This window comes from Burkholderia humptydooensis, assembly GCF_001513745.1.
Lineage (GTDB): Bacteria > Pseudomonadota > Gammaproteobacteria > Burkholderiales > Burkholderiaceae > Burkholderia > Burkholderia humptydooensis.
This window is the reverse complement of record NZ_CP013382.1, coordinates 1,099,044-1,122,574: the sequence shown is the minus strand read 5'-3', so window position 1 is coordinate 1,122,574 and position 23,531 is coordinate 1,099,044. Positions and strand designations below refer to the sequence as shown.

The following is a 23,531-nucleotide window of genomic DNA, read 5'->3' as shown; positions in this document are numbered from 1 at the left end:
CCGTGACGAGGCGGGCGGCCGCCCGTCACCGGCCGCCGTCATTCTCCCGAATCACCGCCTCGGCCGCCGCCTCCGCCTCGCCCGCATGCGCTTCGTGCACCCGCGTGCGCAGCCCCGGCAGCGGCGCGTCCCCGTCGAGCAGATGCCCGCCGCGCACCTTCGTCTCTACCGTCGCCCGCATCGACAGCCCCACCCGCAGCGGATGCGCCGCCAGCTCCGACGCATCCAGCGAGATCACCACCGGCAAGCGCTGCACCACCTTGATCCAGTTCCCCGCCGCGTTCTGCGGCGGCAGCATCGAGAACGCGCTCCCCGTGCCCGCCGAGAACCCCTCCACCCGGCCCCGGTACGTCACCCGCGAGCCGTACAGATCCGATTCGAGCCGCACCGGCTGACCCACCCGCATGTGCCGGAGCTGCCCTTCCTTGAAGTTCGCCTCCACCCACACCTGCCGCAACTGCACCACCGACATTAGCGGCGCACCGGGCCCCACCTGCTGCCCGATCTGCACCGACCGCTGGCCGACCGTCCCGTCCACCGGCGACACGATCGTCGTGCGCTTCAGGTTCCGGTACGCGAGCTTGAACTGCGCGCCCGCCTGCTGCACCGCCGGGTTCTGCCCGACCGGCCGCTCGCTGCCCAGCGCGCGCGCCGCCTCCAGTTGCGCCCGCGCCCCCGCCAGCGCCGCCTGCGCGTTCGCGAGCGAGGACTTCGCCCGCGCCAGCTCCTCCGGCGCCACCACCTCCACCGACGCCCCCACCCGCGCCCGATACGCCTGCTGCGCGAGCGTCAGGTCCGCCTCGCGCGCCTTCACCGTCTGCTCGTACGTCCCCATCGACAGCCGCGTGTTCGCAACCTGCCGCACCGCCTGCGCAAGCTGCGCCCGCGCCTGCGCGAACGCCGCCGACGCGTCCGCGTCGTCGAGCTTCACCAGCGCCTGCCCCGCCTTCACCTGCTGCGTGTCCGCCACCAGCACGTCGGTCACCGTCCCCTGGATCTGCGCGGCGATCTGCACGACGTTGCCGGCCACGTAGGCGTCGTCCGTCTCTTCGCTGAAGCGCCCGACGAGCCACCAGTAGAGCGCGGCGGCCAGCGCCGCGATCGCCAGCACGCCGAAGAACAGCGCGAAGCGGCCGCGCCGCGCCGCACGGCGCGCGGCGAGCGACGCCGCGGTTTCGGGATGCGGCCGCGGCCCGGGCTCCGGCGCGGGCTTCGCGGGCGCGCCGCCGATGGCGGCCGGATCGGTCGGCGCCTTCGCGCGCGGGGTGTCGGTGGCGGTGTCGTTCAAGGTCTTCGCGTGCGTGATGCCGGCGGCGCCGGGCTGCGCGGGCCGGCTCGATGCGCTTCGATGCCCGGCGGCGGTGTCGGTTGACTCTCTCGTATTCACAATGATGGTGACGTTGGTGTGGATGTCTTCGCGCTCGATGGCTTCGTCCTCGACAGGCTCCTGCGATGCGTTTGTACCCGATGCGTTCGCGCATCGATCCCGGCGGACAGCGCGGCCATCCGCCGCGCCGCGCGATCCCGATCAATCGTGTCGCGTGTCGTTCGCCGCGGCCGGCCGCGCCGCGAACGGCTTGCCCGCCTGCGCCAGCGGCGCGCCGTCCGCCTGCCGGGCGTCGAAGCCCCCGCCCAGCGCACCGATCAGCCCCACCCGCAGCGCCCGCCGCCGCGCCTGCAGCTCGATCGCGTGCGTGCGCTCGTCCAGCAGCGTCAGCTTCGCCATGTCGACGTCCTTGCGCATCCCCATCCCGCGCCGGTGCCGGTCCTCCGCCAGCGCCACCATCCGCTGCGCCGCGCGCACCGCCTGCTGCTGCTCCCCGAGCAGCGCATCGACCGTCGACAGCGACGTCAACTGCCGCGCCACCTCGCCCAGCGCCGCATCCACCGTCTGGTTGTACAGCGCCAGCGCCACCTCCGCGTTCGCCACGTCGCCCCCCAGCTTCGCCTTCAGCCGGCCGCGATCGAAGATCGGCAGCGACAGCGCCGGCCCGATCGAGCCCCCCAGCGCGTCGTGCCTGAACAGCGACGCCGGCGCGAGCGCGAACAGCCCCCCCAGCGCCGCCAGGTTCACGTCCGGGTAGAACGCCGCGCGCGTGCCGTCGATCGTCGCATACGCCGCCTCCACCCGCAGCCGCGCCGCGACGATGTCCGGCCGCCGGCCCAGCAGCTCCGCCGGCAGCCGCTGCGGCAGCGGCGCGTCCGCGAGCGGCGCGAGCCTCGGCCGCGCGAGCGACAGCCCCCGTTCCGGCCCGCGCCCGCTCAGCACCCCCAGTTGCAGCTTCTGCAACTGGATCTGCTCGTCGGTCAGCGCGATCTGCTCGAACAGCTTGCTGCGCTTGAGCGCCGCGTCGTCCGCGTCGTAGCCGTTGTCGATCCCGCGCGCCGCGCGCTCGCGCAGCACCGCCTCGACCTGCTCGCTCGCGCGGCGCTTGAGCTGCAGCAGCTCGCGCAGCGCATACGCGCGGTCCAGCTCGCCGTACAGCGTCACCATCGCCACCGACAGCGCGAGCCGCGCCTGCTGCGCCTCGACCCGCGCCGCGTCGCGCATCGACAGCAGCCCGCGCGTGGCCGCCGCGTTCTTGCCCCACAGGTCCAACTGATAGTTCAGCCCGACGAACAGCGACGACGACGACACCACCGATTCGCCGACGAGCGGCACCGACACCGGCAAGCCGTTCAGCGTCGTATTGATGGTGCCGCCCGAGCGCGGCACGTGCGCCTTGGACAGCGACGCGCCCGCCTTCGCGGTGAGTCCCGTCAGCGATTCGAACTGCTGCAGTTGCGACTGCGCGACGCCGATGCGCGCCTGCGCGGCCTGCAGCGTCGGGTTCTGCCGCAGCGCTTCGTCGACCAGCGCATCGAGCTGCGGATCGCCGAGCTGCCTGACCCAGTCGGGGCTCGGCCAGGCGCCGTGCGCGGCGCCCCCCGTCGTTTGCGCGAGCGCGTCGTCGCCCGGCGCGCGCGGCGCGAGCGCCGGCTCGAAGCCCGACGGCGCGCAGCCGGCGAGCGCCCACGCGAGCGCGGCCGCCGCGAGCCGGCGCGCCGCGCGGCTGCCTGCCGCGGTCGTTGCGGTCGTTGCCGCTTGCGTTGCGCTCCGCCTCATGCTCGTGACGCGTGCCTCGTTCTCATATCCCTCTGTCCGGCCTGCTCCGTTCATTCCTGCCGCACCGGCTCGCGCACCGCCGCGCCCGCGCGCGCATCGTCGAACGATCCCAGCCGCCCGAACAGGCCGTCGAGCACGCCCAGCGCGATCCCCCGCAGCTTCGCGCCCTTCTCCCGCTCGCACAGCACCACCTGAACCACCTGCCATAGCGTCAGCAGACTCGGCACCAGCGCCACCGGAAACCGCAACCCGTACTGCAGCCCCAGTTGCATCGCGTTGCGCGCGCCGTAGTACCGGCGCAGCCACCCGTGATGCATCGCCGTCAGCTCGAACGGCCCCACCTTGTGCCGGCGCCGCGCGCCGATCCGGTGCGTCAGCACGAGCGACGGCACCACGTACAGCGGCACGTTGTGCGCGAGCGCGCGCAGGCAATACTCGGTGTCGACGTGATCGATGAACAGCGCCTCGTCGAATCGCCCGAGCCGCGCGTACGCGGCCCGCGAGATCACGCTGCCCGACGAGATCAGGAACGCGCAGCGCCGCGGCCCCGTCTCGCCCTCCACCCGCACGCGGCGCACCGTCACGCCGCTCGTCATCAGCGCCGGCAGGAAGCGCCGCTCGTTCGCGTCGTAGATCCGCGGCCCCGCAATGAATGCGCCCGCGTGCGCGCCCGCGCCCAGTTGCGCGCACGCCTCGCGCATCCGCGCGAAGTACGCGGCCGGCACCGTCGAGTCCTGGTCGAACAGCGCGACCGCCTCGACGCCCTGCGCGAACAGCGCCGACAGCCCCGCGTTGTACGCGCCCGCCACCCCGCCGCGGTTGCCGTGGTGCTGCCACACGACCCTCGTCCGCGCCGACAGCGCGCGCACCCGCTCGCGCGCCGCCGCGTGCTCGTGCGGCGTGTTGTCGATCACCGCGAGCGCATCGCTGTCGCGCGCGAGCGCCTCCAGCCCCGACAACTGCTCGTCCGTCGGGTCATACAGAATCACCAGCGCGCCCAGGGTCGTCATCGCTCTTCCTTCCTCCTTCCGTGGTTCGAGCTTCGGCGTGCTCGCCTCGCCATCGCGGCGATGCGCCGCATCCTCAGGACTTCGATGCATCGCCGCTCTCCTTCGCCTCAATGCCCGAGCGGCGCCGCCGCGCCCCGCTTCGGCCGTGTCAGCCACATCAGCCCCGCCAGCAGCAGGCACGTCGCGCTCGCCATGCAGAACATGTCGTTCGTCGCCATCATGTACGCCTGCTGCCGCACCACCTGGTGCAGCGAGCTCAGCTCGCGCACGCCGTGCAGCCCCATCGCGTGCAGCGCGTCCACGTACCGCTGCGTGTTCTCCGACGCGCGCGTCACCGACTGCGACACCACCGCGTAGTGATACGTCGCCCGGTTGTCCCACCACGTCACGCTCAGCGCCGTGCCGAACGCCGCCGACAGCGTCCGCAGGAAGTTCGACAGGCTCGACGCCGCCGCCAGCCTGTCGTCCGGCACCCGCGACAGCGTCGCCGCCGTCAGCGGGATGAAGAAGCACGGCAGCCCCATCCCCTGGATCAGCCGCGGCGTCACCACCTGCGCGAACGTCATCGACAGCGTGAAGTGCGTGCTCCACCACATCACCGCCGCGAACACCCCGAACCCGAACGTCACCAGCACCCGCGCGTCCAGCCGGCTCGCATACAGCCCCACCAGGATCGAGAACGCCAGCGCCAGCACCCCCATCGACGCCGTCGCCAGCCCCGCCTGGTACGCCGTGTACCCCATCACCGCCTGCAGCCACAGCGGAAACACCACCCCCACCACCGAGAAGCTCATCATCCCCAGCGAGATGATCGCCACGCAGAACGTGAAGGTCCGCTCCCGGAACAGGCTCAGCTCCACCACCGGATGCGCCTCGCCCAGCTCCCAGATCAGCAGCGACACGAGCGACACCCCCGCCGTGATCGCCAGCCCCGTGATCAGCGGCGAATCGAACCACCCCCGGTCGTGGCCCAGATCCAGCATCGCCTGCAGCGCGCCCACGCCGATCACCAGCAGCACGATCCCCGGCACGTCGATCGGACTCGCCTCGCCCCGCTGCGCCTGCGGCCGCAGCATCAGCGCGCACACCGCGAACGAGAACAGCCCGATCGGCAGGTTGATCAGGAAGATCCACGGCCACGAGAAGTTGTCGATCAGCCAGCCGCCCACCACCGGCCCGAAGATCGGCGCGAGCAGCACCGTCATCCCCCACAGCGCCAGCGCCAGCGTGCGCCTGGCCGGCGGGAACGCGCGCATCAGGATCGTCTGCGACAGCGGCACCATCGGCCCCGAGAACAGCCCCTGCAGCGCCCGGCACGCCACCAGCACCTCCAGGTCCCGCGCGAGCCCGCACAGCAGCGACGTCAGCGTGAACAGAAGCACCGACGCGACGAACAGCCTGAGCTCCCCCACCCGCCGCGCGAGCCACCCCGTGAGCGGCACCGCGATCGCCGCGGCCACCGAGTACGAGCTGATCACCCACGTGCCCTGGCTGTTCGCCACCCCGAGGCTGCCCGAGATCGCCGGCACCGCGACGTTCGCCACCGTCGAGTCCAGCACCTCGATGAACGTCGCGAGCGACAGCGCGAACGTCAGCAGCGCGAGCTTCGCCCCGCGCAGCGGCGCGACGGCGGGCGGCGCCACGCCGGCCCTGGCCCGATCCGCCGGCAACGCCTGCGCGCTCATGCCGGCTGCGCCTGCCGCGACGCGACGCCCGGCGCGAAGCGCTCGATGAAGCGCGCCGCCTCGTCGCAGCCGTTCGGCTGCGCCGCCATCCGCGCGCGCACCTCGCCGCAGCGCGCGGCCAGCGCCGCGTCGCCCAGCACGCGCGCCAGCGCCCGCGCCAGCGGCTCGCCGCGCACCGGCGCGTCCAGCCGCACCCCGCAGCCGCTCGCCGCCACCCGCTGCGCGTTGTCGAACTGGTCGTGCGCGAACGGCGTCACCACCTGCGGCACGCCCGCCGCGTACGCCAGCGACGCCGTGCCGATCCCGCCGTGATGCACCAGCGCCCGGCACCGCGGCAGCAGCGCCGCGAGCGGCACGTAGCGGCGCTTGAGCAGCGCCGCGCCCGGCGTCTTCGCTGCCGTTGGCCCCGTCGTCCCATCCCATGCCGCCGGCGCGTCCGGCGCGAGCAGAATCCCCCGCACGCCCGTCGCCCGCAGCACCTGCGTCACCGCCCGCTCATACGTGCGGCCGTCCACCCGCGTCGAGCCCGCCGTGAACACCACCGGCGCCTCGCCCGACGCGACGAACGCCTCCAGCTCCGCATCCGCCTGCGCCGGCTCCGCGTCGTTGAACAGCGCAAACCCGCTTTGCACGCAATTCGCCGGCCAGTCCGGCTGCGCCGGCGCGAACCACGACGGAAACAGGCACAGCACCCCGTCCGTCGAATGCAGCCACCGCCCCAGGATCCGCTTCGCCGGCGCCAGGCCCAGCGCCTGCCGCGCCGCGTTCAGCTCCGGGCCGCACACCCGGTCCAGCACCTGTCGCTCGATCAGCGTCATCAGCCCCGCCTTCACCGCCAGCGGCAACCCCGCCGGGATCGTCAGCCGCTTGTGCGTCGGCGGCGCGTGCGCCGACAGCAGCGTCGACGGCGACACCTGCACCGACACGTAGCGCGTGCCGAAGCGCTCCTGCATCAGCCGCGCCGAGAACGCCCACAGCGTGCCCACCAGCACCGTGTCCGCGTCGCTCAGCGCGCGCAGCACGTCGAAGTGCGGCCGCACCACCGGCGCGATCACCCGCCACAGCGTCCGGAACGACGTGCGCGGTTCCCACAGCGCCGGGTCCGCCATCGCCTGCGCGTAGTCCTCGGCCGTGCCCACCGGCACGAACGCGAACCCGCTCGCGCGCACCGCCGCCTCGAACGGCGCGTGCGTGCAGAACACCACCTCGTGGCCGCGCGCCGACAGCGCCCGGCTCACCCCCAGCAGCGGGTGCACGTCGCCCGCCGACCCGATCGCCGTCACGATTACCTTCGCCATCGCTTCGTCATCCCATCCCGTGCGGCAGCCGGCGGCACATCCGGCCTCGCCAAACGTTCGAACCGGATCGTCCATCCCCGGCCGGAATCCGTCCGCCTGCCGCCGAACGAACGCCTGCGTCATGCCGATGCCCGCCGCTACGACAGCGCCGGCAATTGGCCCAGCGGCGGACCGAGCGGCGCGAGCGTCTCGTCCTGCGCGTCGTCGCGCGCCGCGCTCGCCCGCTCGTCGCCGAAGAAGCCCAGGATCGACGCGCGGAGCTGCTCCTGCGGCTGACGCCCCTCGAGGTCCAGGAAGTGCCCCGCCTGCCGGATCGTCGCGAACTCCGCGCGCCGCACGTACGCCGCCAGCCGCCGCACGTCCGACGCCGTCGTGTACTCGTCCAGTTCGCCGTTGATGAACTTCACCGCGCAGCCGATCTGGCGGAACTCCGGCAGATACTGCTCCGGCTGCATCGACAGGATCTGGTCGACGTGGAACGCCACCTGGTCCTGCTCGTTGCGCGGCAGCTTCGTCAGATACCGGTAGTTGTACAGCTTCATGATCCGCGGCAGGTAGCGCCCCACCGTGTCGTTGAGCAACTGCGCCGCCTTCAGGTTCTCGCCCGCCGCAATGTGATCGCGCGCGCGCGTCACGTAGTCCGTCATCGCCTCGTTCAGGAACGGCGAGAACGACGCGATCACCGCCCGCCGCACGCTCGCGCACCCGCGCGCCAGCGCGAACAGCGACGCCACCCCGCCCCACGACACCGACAGCATGAAGCTCGGCTCGAACCGCTCGGCCAGGTGCAGCAGAATCTCGACCTCGTCGTCCTTCGTCAGAATGTACTCGCCCGGATTGTGCTGGCGCGACTGCCCCGCGTACGGCAAATCGAAGCACACCGCGTTCACGCGTTCGCCCAGGTAGCGAATCGTCTGGCCGAACGACGCGCTCGTCGCCAGCGCGCCGTTCACGAGGATGACCGTCTCGAAGGCCGGATCGAACACGTGACGCTCGACGTGGACCTTCAGTCCGCTCGGCAGCGCTACAACCTGTTTCTCGATAGGCATGGCGTATCTCCCGCATCTGCTCGGCAAATGAGCTGATCCCGCGCCCTTGACAGGACGCCAACACGTAGCCGCACGCCCTCCCGCGCGATCCGCCCGCCCTGCCTCGCGCGCCGCGGCGGCTACCCACCCGCCGGAGCCGCGCATCGCCTCGTCCCCTATCCGACCGGCAATACGCTCCCACCAGGCCCAACACGGTCATCCCGCTGCCCTCGGCCCGTGGTCTCCAGCGCCTCTTACTCGCATGACGCCTCTTGAAGGATTAACCGCTTCCCATCGCCATTCCGCTTTCACGATCACCGTTCGGCGGCTCGCGTTTTTGCGGTGTTAATACTAATACGCTGAATACAACCTCCTCAACTATTTTTAATGTTTCGCCTCAAAAAACTCATCAATGCCCCCTCCGCACATTGAACAAATCACTCTAAAGACCATTCTCCGATTAATCCATTCATCGCAATGAAATATTTTTTGTGATATAGAACGCATCACGCGAGCATCGGCCGAGACGCCCGTCCCACCGCCCATCTCAGCCAATCCGAGCACTGCGAAACCCGACGCCTCGCAAGCCCAACCATAAACATCCCGAAACGCCCAATCTCCAATTCCACCCCATCCGCATACACTCCGCGCGCGCATTCATCCGTTATCGAACCGCCCAATCAAGGGCGGTTGCGCACCAGAACGGATACCCAATCTCATACCCATCGTCCATTTCCGGCGCTCTATAACATGAATTCGCAATGCCGGAATTTACGATTAAAACGTTTTAAACATTCTCAACATTCTTTCACTCGATCTTCACAAAAGCACGAATCGACCGCATGCCGTCGCGACACCCCGACGATGGCCAACGCGGCACATCAAGCCGGACCGGCCAGCCTCCTCACGAGTTCACCGACAACGATCAAGCCCCATATTTTTTATTGATTGAACGATCAATAAAAAACCGCTATCCTTCGGACTTCGCCATCCACCGCGCCCACAAAGGTCCCGCGATGCCCAAACTCGGAATGCGCGAGATCCGCCGCGCCCAATTGATCGACGCGACGCTGCGCTCCATCGACGAGGCTGGCCTGTCCGGCACGACGCTCGCATCCGTCGCGCAGCGCGCGAACATCTCGACCGGCATCGTCAGCCATTACTTCGGCGACAAGGACGGCCTGCTCGAAGCAACGATGCGCCACGTGCTGCGCGACCTGTGGGCCGCCACCGCGCGCCATCGCGCCGCCGCGCCCGACGCGCCGCGCGCGCGCCTGCGCGCCGTCGTCGCCGCCAATTTCGACGATACGCAGATCAGCGCCCCCGTGATGAAGACATGGCTCGCATTCTGGTCGCAGAGCATGCACGAGCCGACGTTGAAACGCCTGCAGCACGTCAACACGCGGCGGCTCCATTCGAATCTGTGCGCGGAGTTCGCGAAAACGCTGCCTCTTGCGCGCGCACGCGAAGCCGCAAGCGGCCTCGCCGCGCTGATCGACGGCCTGTGGCTGCGCGGCGCGCTCGCGGGCGAACCGCTCGACACGACGGCGGCCCTGAAGCTCGCCAACGATTACATCGACCTGCTGCTCGCGCCGCGCGCGTAACGCGCCGCACGCTCTCGCCCACACAAGGAGATCCCTATGTCCGCTATGTCCGTATACGGTCTGCAACGCCTTTACATCGCCGGCACCCATGCCGACGCCACGAGCGGCAAGACGTTCGACACGTTCGATCCCGCGACGGGCGAGCTGCTCGCGAGCGTCCAGCAAGCAAGCGCCGACGACGTCGATCGCGCGGTGGCATCCGCGCGCGAAGGCCAGCGCGAATGGGGCGCGATGACCGCGATGCAGCGCTCGCGCATCCTGCGCCGCGCGGTCGAATTGCTGCGCGAGCGCAACGACGCGCTCGCCGAACTCGAAATGCGCGACACCGGCAAGCCGATCGCGGAAACGCGCGCCGTCGACATCGTCACGGGCGCCGACGTGATCGAGTACTACGCGGGCCTCGCGACCGCGATCGAGGGGCTGCAAGTGCCGCTGCGCCCGGAATCGTTCGTCTACACGCGGCGCGAGCCGCTCGGCGTGTGCGCGGGCATCGGCGCATGGAACTACCCGATCCAGATCGCCTGCTGGAAGAGCGCGCCCGCGCTCGCCGCCGGCAACGCGATGATCTTCAAGCCGAGCGAAGTCACGCCGCTGTCCGCGCTCAAGCTCGCGGAGATCTACACCGAGGCGGGGGTGCCCGCCGGCGTGTTCAACGTCGTGCAGGGCGACGGCTCGGTCGGCGCGCTGCTGACCGCGCACCCGGGCATCGCGAAGGTGTCGTTCACGGGCGGCGTCGAGACCGGCAAGAAGGTGATGTCGCTCGCGGGCGCGTCGTCGCTGAAGGAAGTGACGATGGAGCTGGGCGGCAAGTCGCCGCTCATCGTGTTCGACGACGCCGATCTCGACCGCGCCGCCGACATCGCCGTCACCGCGAACTTCTTCAGCGCGGGCCAGGTGTGCACGAACGGCACGCGCGTGTTCGTCCAGCAAGCGGTGAAGGACGCATTCGTCGAACGCGTGCTCGAGCGCGTCGCACGAATCCGCATCGGCAGTCCTTCGGACCCCGACACGAATTTCGGGCCGCTCGCGAGCGCCGCGCAGCTCGACAAGGTGCTCGGCTACATCGACAGCGGCAAGGCCGAAGGCGCCAAGCTGCTCGCGGGCGGCGCGCGCCTTGCGCACGATCATTTTGCGAACGGGCAATACGTCGCGCCGACCGTGTTCGGCGATTGCCGCGACGACATGAAGATCGTCCGCGAAGAGATCTTCGGCCCGGTGATGAGCATCCTGTCGTTCGAAACGGAAGACGAAGCGATCGCGCGCGCGAACGCGACCGAGTACGGCCTCGCGGCGGGCGTCGTCACCGAGAGCCTGTCGCGCGCGCACCGCGTGATCCATCGCCTCGAAGCGGGCATCTGCTGGATCAACACGTGGGGCGAGTCGCCCGCCGAGATGCCGGTTGGCGGCTATAAGCAATCCGGTGTCGGACGCGAGAACGGCATCACGACGCTCGAGCACTACACTCGAATCAAATCGGTGCAGGTCGAGCTCGGCCGCTATCAACCGGTGTTCTAAGCATCAGGAGAACGCAACGATGACGACACGCGAATTCGACTACATCATCTGCGGCGCGGGCTCCGCGGGCAACGTGCTCGCGACGCGCCTCACCGAGGACCCGGACGTCACCGTGCTGCTCCTCGAGGCGGGCGGCCCCGACTACCGGTTCGATTTCCGCACGCAGATGCCGGCGGCGCTCGCGTACCCGCTGCAGGGCCGCCGCTACAACTGGGCATACGAAACCGATCCCGAGCCGCACATGAACCACCGCCGGATGGAATGCGGGCGCGGCAAGGGGCTCGGCGGCTCGTCGCTGATCAACGGGATGTGCTACATCCGCGGCAACGCGCTCGATTACGACAACTGGTCGACGCACAAGGGGCTCGAGGACTGGACGTATCTCGACTGCCTGCCGTACTTCAGGAAGGCCGAGACGCGCGACGCCGGCCCGAACGACTATCACGGCGGCGACGGTCCGGTCTCGGTAACGACGAGCAAGCCCGGCGTGAATCCGCTGTTCGAAGCGATGGTGGAGGCTGGCGTGCAGGCCGGCTATCCGCGCACCGACGACCTCAACGGCTATCAGCAGGAAGGCTTCGGCCCGATGGACCGCACGGTCACGCCGCGCGGCCGCCGCGCCTCGACCGCGCGCGGCTATCTCGACCAGGCGCGCGCGCGGCCGAATCTAGACATCGTCACGCACGCGCTCGCCGATCGCATCCTGTTCTCCGGCAAGCGCGCGACGGGCGTCACGTTCGTGCACGGCAGCGAGCGCGTCACCGCGCACGCGCGCCGCGAGGTGCTTGTGTGCAGCGGCGCGATCGCTTCGCCGCAACTGTTGCAGCGCTCGGGCGTCGGCCCCGGTGAATGGCTGCGCGAGCTGGACATTCCCGTCGTGCTCGATCTGCCCGGCGTCGGCCGCAACCTGCAGGATCACCTGGAGATGTACATCCAGTTCGAATGCAGGGAGCCCGTGTCGCTGTATCCGGCGCTCAAATGGTGGAACCAGCCGAAGATCGGCCTCGAATGGATGCTCAACGGCACGGGCCTCGGCGCGAGCAACCACTTCGAAGCGGGCGGCTTCATCCGCACGCGCGACGACGATCGGTGGCCGAACATCCAGTATCACTTCCTGCCCGTCGCGATCAACTACAACGGCTCGAATGCGATCGAGATGCACGGCTTCCAGGCGCACGTCGGCTCGATGCGCTCACCGAGCCGCGGCCGCGTGAAGCTGAAATCGCGCGATCCGAACGCGCATCCGAGCATCCTGTTCAACTACATGGCGGAAGCGCTCGACTGGCGCGAATTCCGCGACGCGATCCGCGCGACGCGCGAGATCATGCGCCAGCCGGCGCTCGACCGCTTCCGCGGCCGCGAACTGAACCCGGGCGCGGACCTGAAAAGCGACAACGACCTCGACACGTTCGTGCGCGCACGTGCGGAAACGGCGTTCCATCCGTCGTGCTCGTGCAAGATGGGCTATGACGACATGGCGGTCGTCGACAACGCAGGCCGCGTGCACGGGATCGACGGATTGCGGGTCGTCGACGCATCGATCATGCCGATCATCACGACCGGCAATCTGAACGCGCCGACGATCATGATCGCGGAGAAGATCGCGGACAAGATCCGCGAGCGCGAGCCGCTCGAACGCGCGAACGTGCGGTACTACGTCGCGAACGGCGCGCCCGCGCGCGGCGGCAAGCCTGCCCGGGCGCCCGCCGTCGTATGAAAAGCGGCCGGCCGCGAATGTCGCGCCGGCCGCGCGTCGATGCTCGAAAGCGTTCGATGCGGCCGCCGGCGCGACACGTAGCGTCGTCGGCCCGCTCGACGTGCATCATGCCGGATCTTTCTCGCCGAAGCCGCGCACGTTCCGCGAAGCCCCGCCCCCGCCATACCCTTTCGGCGTCGACAACGGCGACGAAACGCACCACGCCCTTTCTCGAACCCTGCGCAAGCCGCATTGCATGATTCCCTTCGTCCGCAGCGCTTGCTCGACGCGAGTTCGCAGCCACGCCAACGCACTTCCGCCTTACGACCGCCAATCGGCCTGAAGCAAATCCGCCACACGCCACGCGCACGCGGACCGCTCGCCCCCTTATATCCGTGCCTTCGGCCTTTGCTGCAACAACACGCCCGAAGCGGCACTGGATCAATCGGAACGCGACATGGCGCGACACGGATTTCCCAATGAAAAACCCGCGTACATCGACTCCAACAAAACAGCCGAAAATACGCATCGAATCAGATTAAAAATCCAACTCCCCTCTTCCGATTCCCATCTTCATAAAAGATCACACCCCGCTTTATCGTCACGCGGAAATCAGAAATCCGGGGCCGAGATAAAAATCTCGCCAAGCGCTGCCATGCCTCGCAGCAATGCCCGGAACCAGCGAGCCACTCCGGTGCTCACCCGAAACAAACAAGCCGAACAAATTAACAATCATTGAAATTACGCGTATTTTAATTTCACCAAATTCAACACAGAATTATTTTCATAAATCCCGTAATTTTATTGTAAGATGACTGCAAGGCATCTTGAAGTTAATCGGCAAGATGCCTCCCGCATTCACGCGGGCCAGCCGTTTTTCGATCCGGCCTCCAGCGAAACGCAGCATTCTCCGGTCCGGCGATTCAGCGGCGCCATGAAATGTCGCATCCGATTTCGATTATTTAGGATCACTTTTCAACGCAATTCAGGACGATCATGGTCAAGACCTTCTACATCACCGCAGCCCCCGTCGGCGCTGTCCCGAAGTTCCTCGATCCACTGGAGCCGAAGTTCATCCCGCATGTGCTGCTCGAGCTGCTGCCCGCCGACAAGCGCGAGGCGACGATCAAGGCCCTCGAGGTCAACGGATGGGAGGCCGTGCCCGCAGGCGGCATCGTGCGCGAATACGGCTACGACGCGCCGATCGATCTGACCGACTACGACGGCGCACCGGCATCGGCGCCGGATGCGCTGCGCAACCATGGCTGGACGCCGAACGGCCCGGTCTGGCACCGCACGCAGACCTCGCCGCCGCTCGCGCAGCCGCCGCTGATCACGCGCACCACGCTCGAGCGGCTGTCGTCGGTCGATCTGGTCCGCCAGATCGTCCTGCAGCTCACGACGTTCGGCTGGACCGCCGCCGAAGACGGCAGCCTGAGCTGGGCGCACGACCGGATTCACACCTACCTGCCGCCGGATTGCGTCGAGCGGATGCGCGCCGACAACGCGGCCGTGCTCGATTCGCTGTTCGACAACGGCTGGCGAATATGCGACGCCGGCTACTGGCAACCGGGCAAGGCGCGCTCGCCTTACCTGCCGATCACGGCGAACGGCATCGTCGACGCATCGCGCGAGGCGCTGCGCGAAGGCGCCGCGGCGGTCCACCTGCATACGCGCGCGACCGACGATCAGGCGACGCTCGCGATTCCCGGCCTGAACGCGCCGATCAGCATCGGCTCGCAGCGCAACCACATCGTGCTCGACGATTACGACCGGATCATGCCGAAGCTTCTGGATCTGGAACCGTCGGCGATCCTGAATCTGTCGACGAGCGCGCGCGGCGACCGCCGCGCGTCGCAAAGCCCGCTGCGGCGCGCGCACCTGAAGCGCTACGGCCATGCGCAGCTCGCGCCCGACGTCGCGTCGTTCAGCCCCGGCCCCGTCGTGTTCCAGGCGGGCGGCGGCTACGACAATCCGAACGCGTTCCTCGCGGATCAGCTCGCGCATTTCGCGGACGTCGGCGTGCGGCCCGAGATCGAAGTGTTCAACCACACGATCGTCGAGAATTCGATCACGCTCTATCAATCGCCGCTCGTGAAGGCCGGCGTTCCGGTGCTGTTCATGCTCGTCGCCGCCGTCGATCAATATCATCGCGATCCCGTCAGCGGCGACACGAGCGACGATTCGCTGATCGACGTGCCCACGCGCAAGGCGATCGCGAAGCTGCTGCAAGCCGGCGCAGACGACGCGCACGAGAAAGCCGTCGAGCTCGCCGCGACGCAGTTGCGCCCTACCGTCGACAAGCTCCGCGACAACTTCCCGTCGTGCAAGATCTCGCTGCTGCTGCCGGGCCCGTTCCAGGCGCTGCTCGTCGACGTCGCGATCGCGCTCGATCTCGACGGCATCCGCGTCGGGCTCGAGGACGCGCTGAACGTCTTCGACGCGCGCGTGCCGGGCGGCGTGCGCAAGGCATGCGGAACGGGCGATCAGGTGCGCTGGCTGCGGCTCGAGCTCGAGCGCCGCGGCATCGGCATCGTCGATGCCGAAACGCTGCGCGACGAACTCGGCATGCCGCGCCCCGACGTCGCGCTGTTCCGGCAGGCGGAGGCGGCGCTCGCGCACTATCCGGCCGACGAGCGCCTCGTGTCGGCCGACACGATCCTCGACGCGCTGCGGCCGATCGTCGACACGTATCGCAAGCTCGAGGACCGGCTCGCCGCGCACCTCGCGAGCGCCGAATCGCTGCCGACCGATCCCGCCGCGCTCGCCGAGCACGTGCTGACGGCCGCGCGCAGCTTCGGCGTCACGATTCGTTCGTTCGTCGAAGAGCTCGACCGCTACGAGGATCACGAATATCTGATCGCGCGCTACATCCAGATTCCGCAGGCGCTGAATTTCGCACGCGAGCTGCTCGTGCCGCGCGGCTATTCGATCGACGTGTACGACCGCGCGCTCGAAGACTATGCGCGCCCCGGCAAGACCGTGACGCGCGAGCACGCGAGCTACGGCGTGCGCGTCGACCAGTTCAAGCCACTGCCGCTGCGCTGCCTCGAATATCTGGCCGGGATTCCTTGCCGATACAACAGCGACTACAGCAACGTCGTCAATCTCGGCTTGCGTCAGAGCCCGCGCTACAGCGCGACGATGGCGCTCCTCTATCACGCGCTGCGCGAGCTCACGCTCGAGTTGCGCGATCGCTCGAATGCGTCGCGCAAGGCTTGCGGCCCCGTGTGGACCGTGCTCGAGGCCGCGGCGGACGCGAGCGAGCCGCCCATGCGCCGCGACGTCGCGCCCGACGAGCTGGCGGCGGCGATCGCGAGCGTCGACTGGGTCGTGCTGCCGAGCACGCCGACCACCAACTACCCGCTCGGCCTCAAGCTGTCGAACGGGATGGCGCAGTTGTTCCACGGCTTCGTCGCGCAGATCGCCGCCGATCCGACGCTGCGTCCGTCCCGGCAGACGCAGCGCGACACGCCGCTGCGCCTGCTCGCGATCACGCATTCGGGCCGCCGCGACGACGGCGAAACCGTGATCGAAGCCAGCATGCTGCACAACCGCTTCGCGCTGAACGCAGACCCGTCCGGCCTCTACTTCAGCGAGGAATCGCAACTGATCTACGAGCGGCTGATCCTGCCGCGCCTCGTCGACAAGCCGGCGAAGCTCGCGTACACCGAGCGGCAACTGGTGCGCCGCGACGCGGCCGGCTTCCCGCTGTATCAGGACGGCTCGCGCGCGCGCCGCATCCAGGCGGAGCAGATCGAGCGGCTGCCGCTCCTCAAGTGCTTCGCGCACAGCTCGGGAATCGCGACCGCGCAGCAGCTCGACGTGCAGGCGTGCCGCGACGGCGAGCGGCTCGGCCTCACGGAAGACGAACTGCGCGCATTCTTCGATCGCGCGCTGCTCGTGTCGTTCGGCTCCGCCGCGGACATCCATCTCGACTGGCTCGGCACGTCGGTCGTCGACGTGACCGCGTTCAACGACGTGCGCAGCCTCGCCGGCACGACGAGCCGCCATTACGTGATCCAGCCCGGCGAGCATGCGGACGTGCTGCGGCACTGCCTCGTGCACACGCAGCCCGCCGACTACCGCTACGATCACGCAACGCCCGTCTGGCAGGACGGCCGGCAAGGCAAGATCGTCGCGCGGCTCACCGGCGTGTTCCTGCTCGACGACCATGCGCGGCTCGACGACGGCCACTCGATTCGCCGCTACCTCGCCGCGAGCCCGCTGTGGCTTCGCCAATGGATTGCGCGCTTTCACGACGCGCCCGCCGACGCCGGCGCGCACGCGATCCTGCGCGAGCTGAAGTCGTCGATGACCGACTACCGGTCGAGCGCGAACCAGACGATGCGGCGAGCGCTCGCGTAAGCCCGGGCGGCATGCCGGCGGCGCCGCCTCCACGCGTCCGGCGTGCCGCCGCCCCGGCCAATGGCGCGCCCGTTCCAGCCGCATGCCGCTTTCCTTCTATAGCGGCGAATAATGGTCAAGTCTACTGAACGAGCCACGCCCCGCGCATCCCGCGCGGGGCCGCCTTCCGACCAGAGACCACCGCCATGCCAGCCGCTCCCGCCGCCCCCTCGCGCGCCAGCGCCGCCGCCCGCCTCGAACGATTGCCGTTTTCCGGGTATCACAAGCTCATCTTCGTGATCATCGCGATCGCGTTCTTCTTCGATTCGGTCGACCTCGGCACGATGACCTTCGTGCTCGGCTCGATCAGGAAGGAGTTCGGCCTGTCGACCGCGACGGCCGGCCTCGTCGCGAGCGCGAGTTTCTTCGGGATGGTGCTCGGTGCGGCGGTTGCGGGCCTGCTCGCCGACCGGTTCGGCCGGCGGCCCGTGTTCCAGTCGAGCATGGTGCTGTGGGGCGCGGCGTCGTACCTGTGCTCGACCGCGCAGAGCGTCGACGCGCTGATCGTCTATCGCGTGCTGCTCGGCATCGGCATGGGGATGGAATTCCCGGTCGCGCAGACGCTCTTGTCCGAGTTCGTCCCGGCCGCGAAGCGCGGGCGGCTGATCGCGCTGATGGACGGCTTCTGGCCGCTCGGCTTCATCACCGCCGGCATCGTGTCGTACTTCGTGCTGCCGCTGTTCGGCTGGCGCACCGTGTTCGCGCTGCTTGCGCTGCCCGCCGTGTTCGTGCTCATCGTGCGCCGGCTCGTGCCGGAATCGCCGCGCTGGCTCGAGCATCGCGGCCGGCTCGCCGAGGCCGAGCGCGTGCTCGCGCACGTCGAAGCGAGGGTGATGAAGTCCGCGCGCGTGGCGAGCCTGCCCGCGCCGTCGCGGCTCGCCGGGCCGGCTCGCGCGCACGGCCGCGGCGCGTTCGGCGAGATCTGGAGCGCCGCGTACCGCCGCCGCACGACGATGGTCTGGCTGCTGTGGTTCTTCGCGCTGCTCGGCTTCTACGGCCTCACGTCGTGGCTCGGCGCGCTGTTGCAGCAGGCCGGCTTCGCCGTCACGCAATCGGTGTTCTACACGGTGCTGATCTCGCTCGGCGGCATTCCGGGCTTCCTGTGCGCGGCGTGGCTCGTCGAGCGCTGGGGGCGCAAGCCGACCTGCATCGCGTCGCTCGTCGGCGGCGGCGCAATGGCCTACGCGTATGGCCAGAGCGCGCTGTTCGGCGGCAGCGCGACGCTGCTCGTCTGCACCGGGCTCGCGATGCAGTTCTTCCTGTTCGGAATGTGGGCGGTGCTCTACACGTACACGCCGGAACTCTACGGCACGGGCGCGCGCGCAACCGGCTCGGGCTTCGCGTCGGCGATCGGGCGGATCGGCTCGCTGATCGGGCCCTACGTGGTCGGCATCGTGCTGCCCGTCTTCGGGCAAGGCGGCGTGTTCACGCTCGGCGCGCTGTCGTTCGTCGCCGCCGCGCTGGCGGTGGGCGTGCTGGGAATCGAGACGAAAGGCATGGCGCTCGAGTCGCTCGCGTCGACGGACACCGCAGACGCCGCCGCGCGCGACGCCGCGAGCGCGCCGGCGAACTAAGCGCCGCGCCGCTCGCCGCGGCCGGCGAAATCGCCGCCAACGCCGCCGGCGACGCCGACGCCGTCAGGCCGAATCGGCCGCCTCGATCACGGCGAGCGGCAGCGTTGCCGTCAACGCGAATCCCCGGCCGGGCGCGGTGTCGATCCGGATCTCGCCGCCGAGGCGCGCCGCGCGCTCGCGCATCCCGAGCAGGCCGAGCGAATGCCGGTTCGGACGCGTGTCGCGCGCCGTGCCGCGGCCATTGTCGGCGATCCGCACGACGCAGTTCGGCTCGTCGCGCACGATGTCGAGCGTGACTTCGGTCGCCGCCGAATGCCGGGCGACATTGGTCAGCGCCTCCTGAACGATGCGGAACACCTCGGTCGCGCTGTCGCGGTTGAACGCGATGTCGTCGGCTTCGATGCGGCTCGTCACCGGAATCCGGTATCGCGCGGCGAACTCGTGCGTCAGCCACTCGATCGCCGCAAGCAGCCCGAGATCGTCCAGCATCACGGGGCGCAGGTCCGCCGCGATCCGCCGCACCGAGTCGAGCAACTGGCCGATCAACGCATAGACGTTCGGCAAGCGGCTCGTTCGCGATGTCCAGCCCGCCTCCTTCAGCTCGTTGTCGACCAGCGTGACCGCCATCTTCAGCGCCGTCAATTGCTGGCCGAGGTCGTCGTGCAATTCCCGCGCGATGCGCGTTTTCTCCTCCTCGCGAATGCTCTGGATGTGGGCCGACAGGCGGCGCAGCTCCTCGCGCGACACCCGCAGCGCGTCTTCGTCGCGCTTGCGGTCGGTGACGTCCATGATCCAGCCGACCATCCGGTACGGTTCGCCCGCGCTGTTCCACAGCGCCTGCCCGCGCGACTGGATCCATCGGAAATCGCCCGAGCGCGTGCGCACCCGGTATTCGACGTCGTACGTGTCGCGATGCTCGAGGTGAGCCTTCAGCGCGTCGATCACGCGCGCCAGATCGTCCGGATGAATCGATTCCCGGTGCCCCGTGATCTCGTCGGGCAGTTCATGGTCCTCGTAGCCCATGATCTTCTTGAAGTGCGGCGACAGATACATCGCGCCCGTCTTCGGATTCCAGTCCCAAAGCCCCGCGCTCGCGCCGCTGACCGCGAGCTGGAACCGTTCCTCGCTCGCCGAGAGCGCCGCGGCCACGCGGTGCCGCTCCATCGCGTAGCGTATCGCCCGGCTCAGCAGCGGCGTCTCGACCCGCTTCTTCAGCAGATAGTCCTGCGCGCCTTCCTGAATCGCCTGCAGCCCGACGGACAGGTCGTCGAGCCCCGTCAGCACGAGCACCGGAACGTCGGGCACCTGCCGGTGGAAGCGGCGGAACGTGTCGAGCCCGTGCGCATCGGGCAAGCCCAGATCGAGCAGCACGACGTCGAAGTGCGCGTGCTTCGCAAGCTCGAGCGAGGCCGACAGCAGCTCGGCGTTGACCACGCGCGGCGCGAACTCCGTCACGTCGGTCAGCGCTTCGCCGATGAGCAGCGCATCGGTCACGCTGTCTTCGACCAGCAGGATCTCGACGTTTTTCGACGGCGAACTCATGGCTTGACGGGCGGCAACGTGACGACGCCGAGCCAGAACTCGTTGATGCTGTGCACGACGTGCGTGAATTTCGCGAAATCGACGGGCTTCGTGATATAGCAATTCGCATGCAGTCCGTACGATCGCGCGACGTCCTCATCCGATTTCGACGTCGTCAGGATCACGACCGGAATCGTGCTGAGATCCGGATCGAGCTTCAGTTCCTGCAGCACTTCGCGGCCGCTCTTCTTCGGCAGGTTCAGATCGAGGATGATGAGGCCCGGCCGCCGCGCGCTCGCGTAGGGCCCTTCGCGCCTCAGGTACGCCATCGCCGCGACGCCGTCCTCGACGACCCGCAGCGGGTTGAGCACCTTGTAGTATTCGAGCGCCTCCCTGGTCATCATCACGTCGGTCGGACTGTCCTCGACCAGCAGGATCTCGACGAAATTCCCTCGCTCATCGGCAATCATCGCTCACCTCCTTCGGGTAGCGCGGTCAATGCGTTTCATCGGCGCCCGGCCGGGACAGCGTAAACGAAAACGTCGTGCCCCGCCCCGGCTCGGATTCGACGAAGATGCGGCCGCCGTGGTGCTCGACGATCCGCTTGCAGAGCGCGAGCCCAAGCCCCGTTCCCGGATATTCGCGCCGCGTATGCAGGCGCTGGAAGATCAGGAAGATGCGCTCGAAATACTGCGGATCGATCCCGATGCCGTTGTCCCGAACCCGGAACACCCATGCGTCGTCGCGCGCATCCGCTTCCAGATGAATCTGCGCGACGCGATCCTTGCTGCGGAACTTGATCGCATTGCCGATCAGGTTCTGCAACAGCAGCACGAGCTGGGCCGCAATGCCGTGAACGACCGGCAACCGGTCATGCGTGATCTGCGCGCCGGATTCGCGAATGGCCGCGCTCAGGTTGCGCAGCGCCTCGTCGAGCGCGCGCTCGCCATCGACCGGCTGGCGCGCGTCCTCGAGCCGCCCGACGCGCGAATAGCTGAGCAGGTCGTCGATCAGCGACTGCATTCTCGTCGCACCGTCGACCGCGTGGCCGATAAACTCGTCGGCCCGCGCGTCGAGCTGGCCCTGATATCGCCGCTGCAGCAGTTGCAGCGGCCCCGCGACCGCGCGCAGCGGCTCCTGCAGATCGTGAGACGCGACGTAGGCGAACTGCTCGAGATCCTGATTCGAGCGCGCAAGCTCCTCGCTTCTGCGGCGCAGCTCGAGTTCCGCGCGCTTGCGCGCGGTGATGTCGGCGATCGAGCACAGCACGAACGCGCCCTCCGACGTCGTGATCGGATTCAGGCCGATTTCGACCGGAAATTCGCCGCCGTCGCGGCGCAAGCCGAAAAGGTCGCGCCCCTCGCCCATCGGCCGCGCGTCCGGCTTGCCGAAGAACGCGCCGCGGTACGCCGAATGCCCGGCACGAAAACGCTCGGGCACCAGCATGTCGATGCCGTGCCCGATCATGTCGCCGCGCGCGTAGCCGAACAATTTTTCGGCCTGCGAATTGACGAGCACGATCCTGCCGTCGCGCCCCACCATGATCATCGCGTTCGGGGCGGCCTCGACGGCGAGCCGGAACCGCTCCTCGGCCCGCTCGCGCTCCGACACGTCGCGCACGACGAGCACCGCGCCGACGAGCTTGCCCTTCGCGTCGAAGGTCGGCGCGGCATTGCCGTCCACCGGCAGCTCCCGGCCGCCGCGATCGACGAAGCGCGAGTGGACGGGCAAGGTCGCGGTGCGTTTGCGCTCGACCGCGACGCGCGCCGGATTGTCGATCACGCGTTGCGTCGCCGCGTGCCGGAAAGTCAGCACCTGCTCGATCGGCTGGCCCACGGCGGCAGCGGCGGCGAGCGAGGTCATCTGCTCGGCCACCCGGTTGAAGAACGTGATGCGGCCGCCGACGTCCGTCGCGATCACGCCGTCGCCGATGCTCGCGAGCGTCACGTGCAGCAGTTCGCGCTGCTCGAAAAGATCGTGGGCCGCGGCCGCCTCGACGAGCAGCAGGCGGCGCATCACGTAGCCGAACGATACGCACACGACGAGCGTGAGCAGCCCGGACGCGAGCCCTACGCCGATGGCGATGTCGCGCGTCGCCCTCGCGCGATCGCGCAGCACGCTCAATTGCTGCTGGACGGTCGTCTCCATTTCGTTGACCATCGCCCGCGCGAGGTCCATGAAGATCTTGCCCGCATCGCTCGAGACGATCGCCTCCGCCGCGTCGAATCCCTCGGTCTTGCGAAGCTCGATCGTCACCGCGAGCTCTTTCTGCTTTTTCTCGAGCAGCGTGCGCAGCGTCGCGAGCCGCCGCTGCTGGACGGCGTCGTCCTGAACGAGCGGCGCGAGCGCATCGAACTGCTTGCGGATTTCGGGCAAGGCCGCTTCGTAAGGCTGAAGATAATCCGGCTTGCCGGTGAGGATGTAGCCGCGCTGCCCCGTCTCCATGTCGCGGGTCAACGACAGCAGCCGTTCGAGACCCGATATCACTTCGCTCGCGCGATGGACGTCCGCCTCGCTGTCGAACAGGCGGGCCGTGCCGAGCGCGCCGATGCCCGCCGTCAGCAGCAGCAGCACGGCGGCGGCCCACAAGCCGAAGTCGATCCAGCGCGACACTTTTTTCCCCAATCGCCTGATGCCCGAGGCCATCTCGACTCCCCCGAGGTGTCTTTGCCAGAAAGCCATTCGCAAGCTCGATCGCGGGATGCGGACGCCCGCCGCGCTCGCGGCGCGCCGATGCGGGTTCCGGACCGTTCCCGCGCCGCGCGCGGCGCGCGCCGTCCGGCCGGCGGATGCGGCGTCTTCCGGTTCGGGCGCGCGCCGGCGGCCGTTGCGCGCCCAGGTGAAAGCGCCGGCCGCGCGAGCGACACGCTCGGCGCGCCGGCGCAATGGGCGAATGATGTCTGGAGATTAGGCGACGGACACCACCGCCGCAACCTTCGATGGCCACATGGCGCCGCCCGGATGGGCGACGCAGGCGAAACGCCCGGCCTGCATCGGCGCGGCGCGCGGCCGGCCGCGGCGATGCGCGGCTGGCCGCGCGAAACGCGACGAATGGATGGACGGCGATCGATCGGATCGAGCCGAGCC

Annotated in this window: 14 protein-coding genes; 5 read left to right on the top strand and 9 right to left on the bottom strand. The window is 68.9% G+C overall.

The window, feature by feature from the left end:
- Positions 1-25: 25 nt before the first annotated feature.
- The 6 genes from AQ610_RS23985 to AQ610_RS23960 form a co-directional block, all read right to left on the bottom strand.
- Positions 26-1,288: an HlyD family secretion protein gene (locus tag AQ610_RS23985; protein WP_043283427.1), complete on the bottom strand. Its 1,263-nt coding sequence runs from the start codon at positions 1,286-1,288 to the stop codon at positions 26-28.
- Positions 1,289-1,528: 240 nt separating this feature from the next.
- The gene (locus AQ610_RS23980; protein ID WP_059213592.1) at positions 1,529-3,106 is read right to left on the bottom strand and encodes an efflux transporter outer membrane subunit; all 1,578 of its coding nucleotides are present in this window, start codon (positions 3,104-3,106) and stop codon (positions 1,529-1,531) included.
- A 50-nt stretch (positions 3,107-3,156) separates the two neighbouring features.
- On the bottom strand, positions 3,157-4,116 hold the full coding sequence (locus AQ610_RS23975) for a glycosyltransferase family 2 protein (RefSeq protein WP_059213614.1): 960 nt from the start codon (positions 4,114-4,116) through the stop codon (positions 3,157-3,159).
- A 107-nt stretch (positions 4,117-4,223) separates the two neighbouring features.
- Entirely contained in the window at positions 4,224-5,801 is a 1,578-nt protein-coding gene (locus tag AQ610_RS23970; protein ID WP_059213590.1) for a DHA2 family efflux MFS transporter permease subunit, read from the bottom strand.
- Complete coding sequence (locus AQ610_RS23965; RefSeq protein WP_059213611.1) at positions 5,798-7,099, bottom strand: glycosyltransferase; 1,302 nt, start codon at positions 7,097-7,099, stop codon at positions 5,798-5,800. The genes AQ610_RS23970 and AQ610_RS23965 overlap by 4 nt, the downstream gene beginning before the upstream one ends.
- Before the next feature lie 137 nt (positions 7,100-7,236).
- Positions 7,237-8,148 (bottom strand): alpha/beta fold hydrolase, encoded by a 912-nt coding sequence (locus AQ610_RS23960; RefSeq protein ID WP_006029873.1) that lies wholly within the window; start codon positions 8,146-8,148, stop codon positions 7,237-7,239.
- A gap of 995 nt (positions 8,149-9,143) precedes the next feature.
- On the opposite strand from AQ610_RS23960, the gene betI reads away from it, so the two are divergent.
- The 5 genes from betI to AQ610_RS23935 all read left to right on the top strand — a co-directional run bounded on the left by betI (position 9,144) and on the right by AQ610_RS23935 (position 18,923).
- On the top strand, positions 9,144-9,731 hold the full coding sequence (gene betI / locus AQ610_RS23955) for a transcriptional regulator BetI (RefSeq protein WP_043283130.1): 588 nt from the start codon (positions 9,144-9,146) through the stop codon (positions 9,729-9,731).
- Between the two features lie 45 nt (positions 9,732-9,776).
- A complete protein-coding gene (betB, locus tag AQ610_RS23950; protein WP_006028748.1) occupies positions 9,777-11,246 on the top strand; it encodes a betaine-aldehyde dehydrogenase in 1,470 nt (489 codons plus the stop codon).
- A 19-nt stretch (positions 11,247-11,265) separates the two neighbouring features.
- Entirely contained in the window at positions 11,266-12,963 is a 1,698-nt protein-coding gene (betA, locus tag AQ610_RS23945; protein WP_006028749.1) for a choline dehydrogenase, read from the top strand.
- A gap of 975 nt (positions 12,964-13,938) precedes the next feature.
- A complete protein-coding gene (locus AQ610_RS23940) occupies positions 13,939-17,310 on the top strand; it encodes a 3-keto-5-aminohexanoate cleavage protein (protein WP_006028750.1) in 3,372 nt (1,123 codons plus the stop codon).
- Positions 17,311-17,495: 185 nt separating this feature from the next.
- Positions 17,496-18,923: an MFS transporter gene (locus AQ610_RS23935; RefSeq protein WP_043283131.1), complete on the top strand. Its 1,428-nt coding sequence runs from the start codon at positions 17,496-17,498 to the stop codon at positions 18,921-18,923.
- 63 nt (positions 18,924-18,986) lie between these two features.
- On the opposite strand, the gene AQ610_RS23930 is transcribed toward AQ610_RS23935, so the two are convergent.
- The 3 genes from AQ610_RS23930 to AQ610_RS23920 are packed head-to-tail and all read right to left on the bottom strand — an operon-like array spanning position 18,987 to position 23,090.
- Entirely contained in the window at positions 18,987-20,465 is a 1,479-nt protein-coding gene (locus AQ610_RS23930) for a hybrid sensor histidine kinase/response regulator (protein WP_006028752.1), read from the bottom strand.
- Positions 20,462-20,914, bottom strand: coding sequence for a response regulator (locus AQ610_RS23925; RefSeq protein ID WP_006028753.1), 453 nt, complete (start codon positions 20,912-20,914; stop codon positions 20,462-20,464). Before AQ610_RS23925 ends, AQ610_RS23930 begins: the two co-directional genes overlap by 4 nt.
- A 25-nt stretch (positions 20,915-20,939) precedes the next feature.
- Positions 20,940-23,090, bottom strand: coding sequence for a sensor histidine kinase (locus AQ610_RS23920; RefSeq protein ID WP_043283174.1), 2,151 nt, complete (start codon positions 23,088-23,090; stop codon positions 20,940-20,942).
- Between the last annotated feature and the right edge of the window lie 441 nt (positions 23,091-23,531).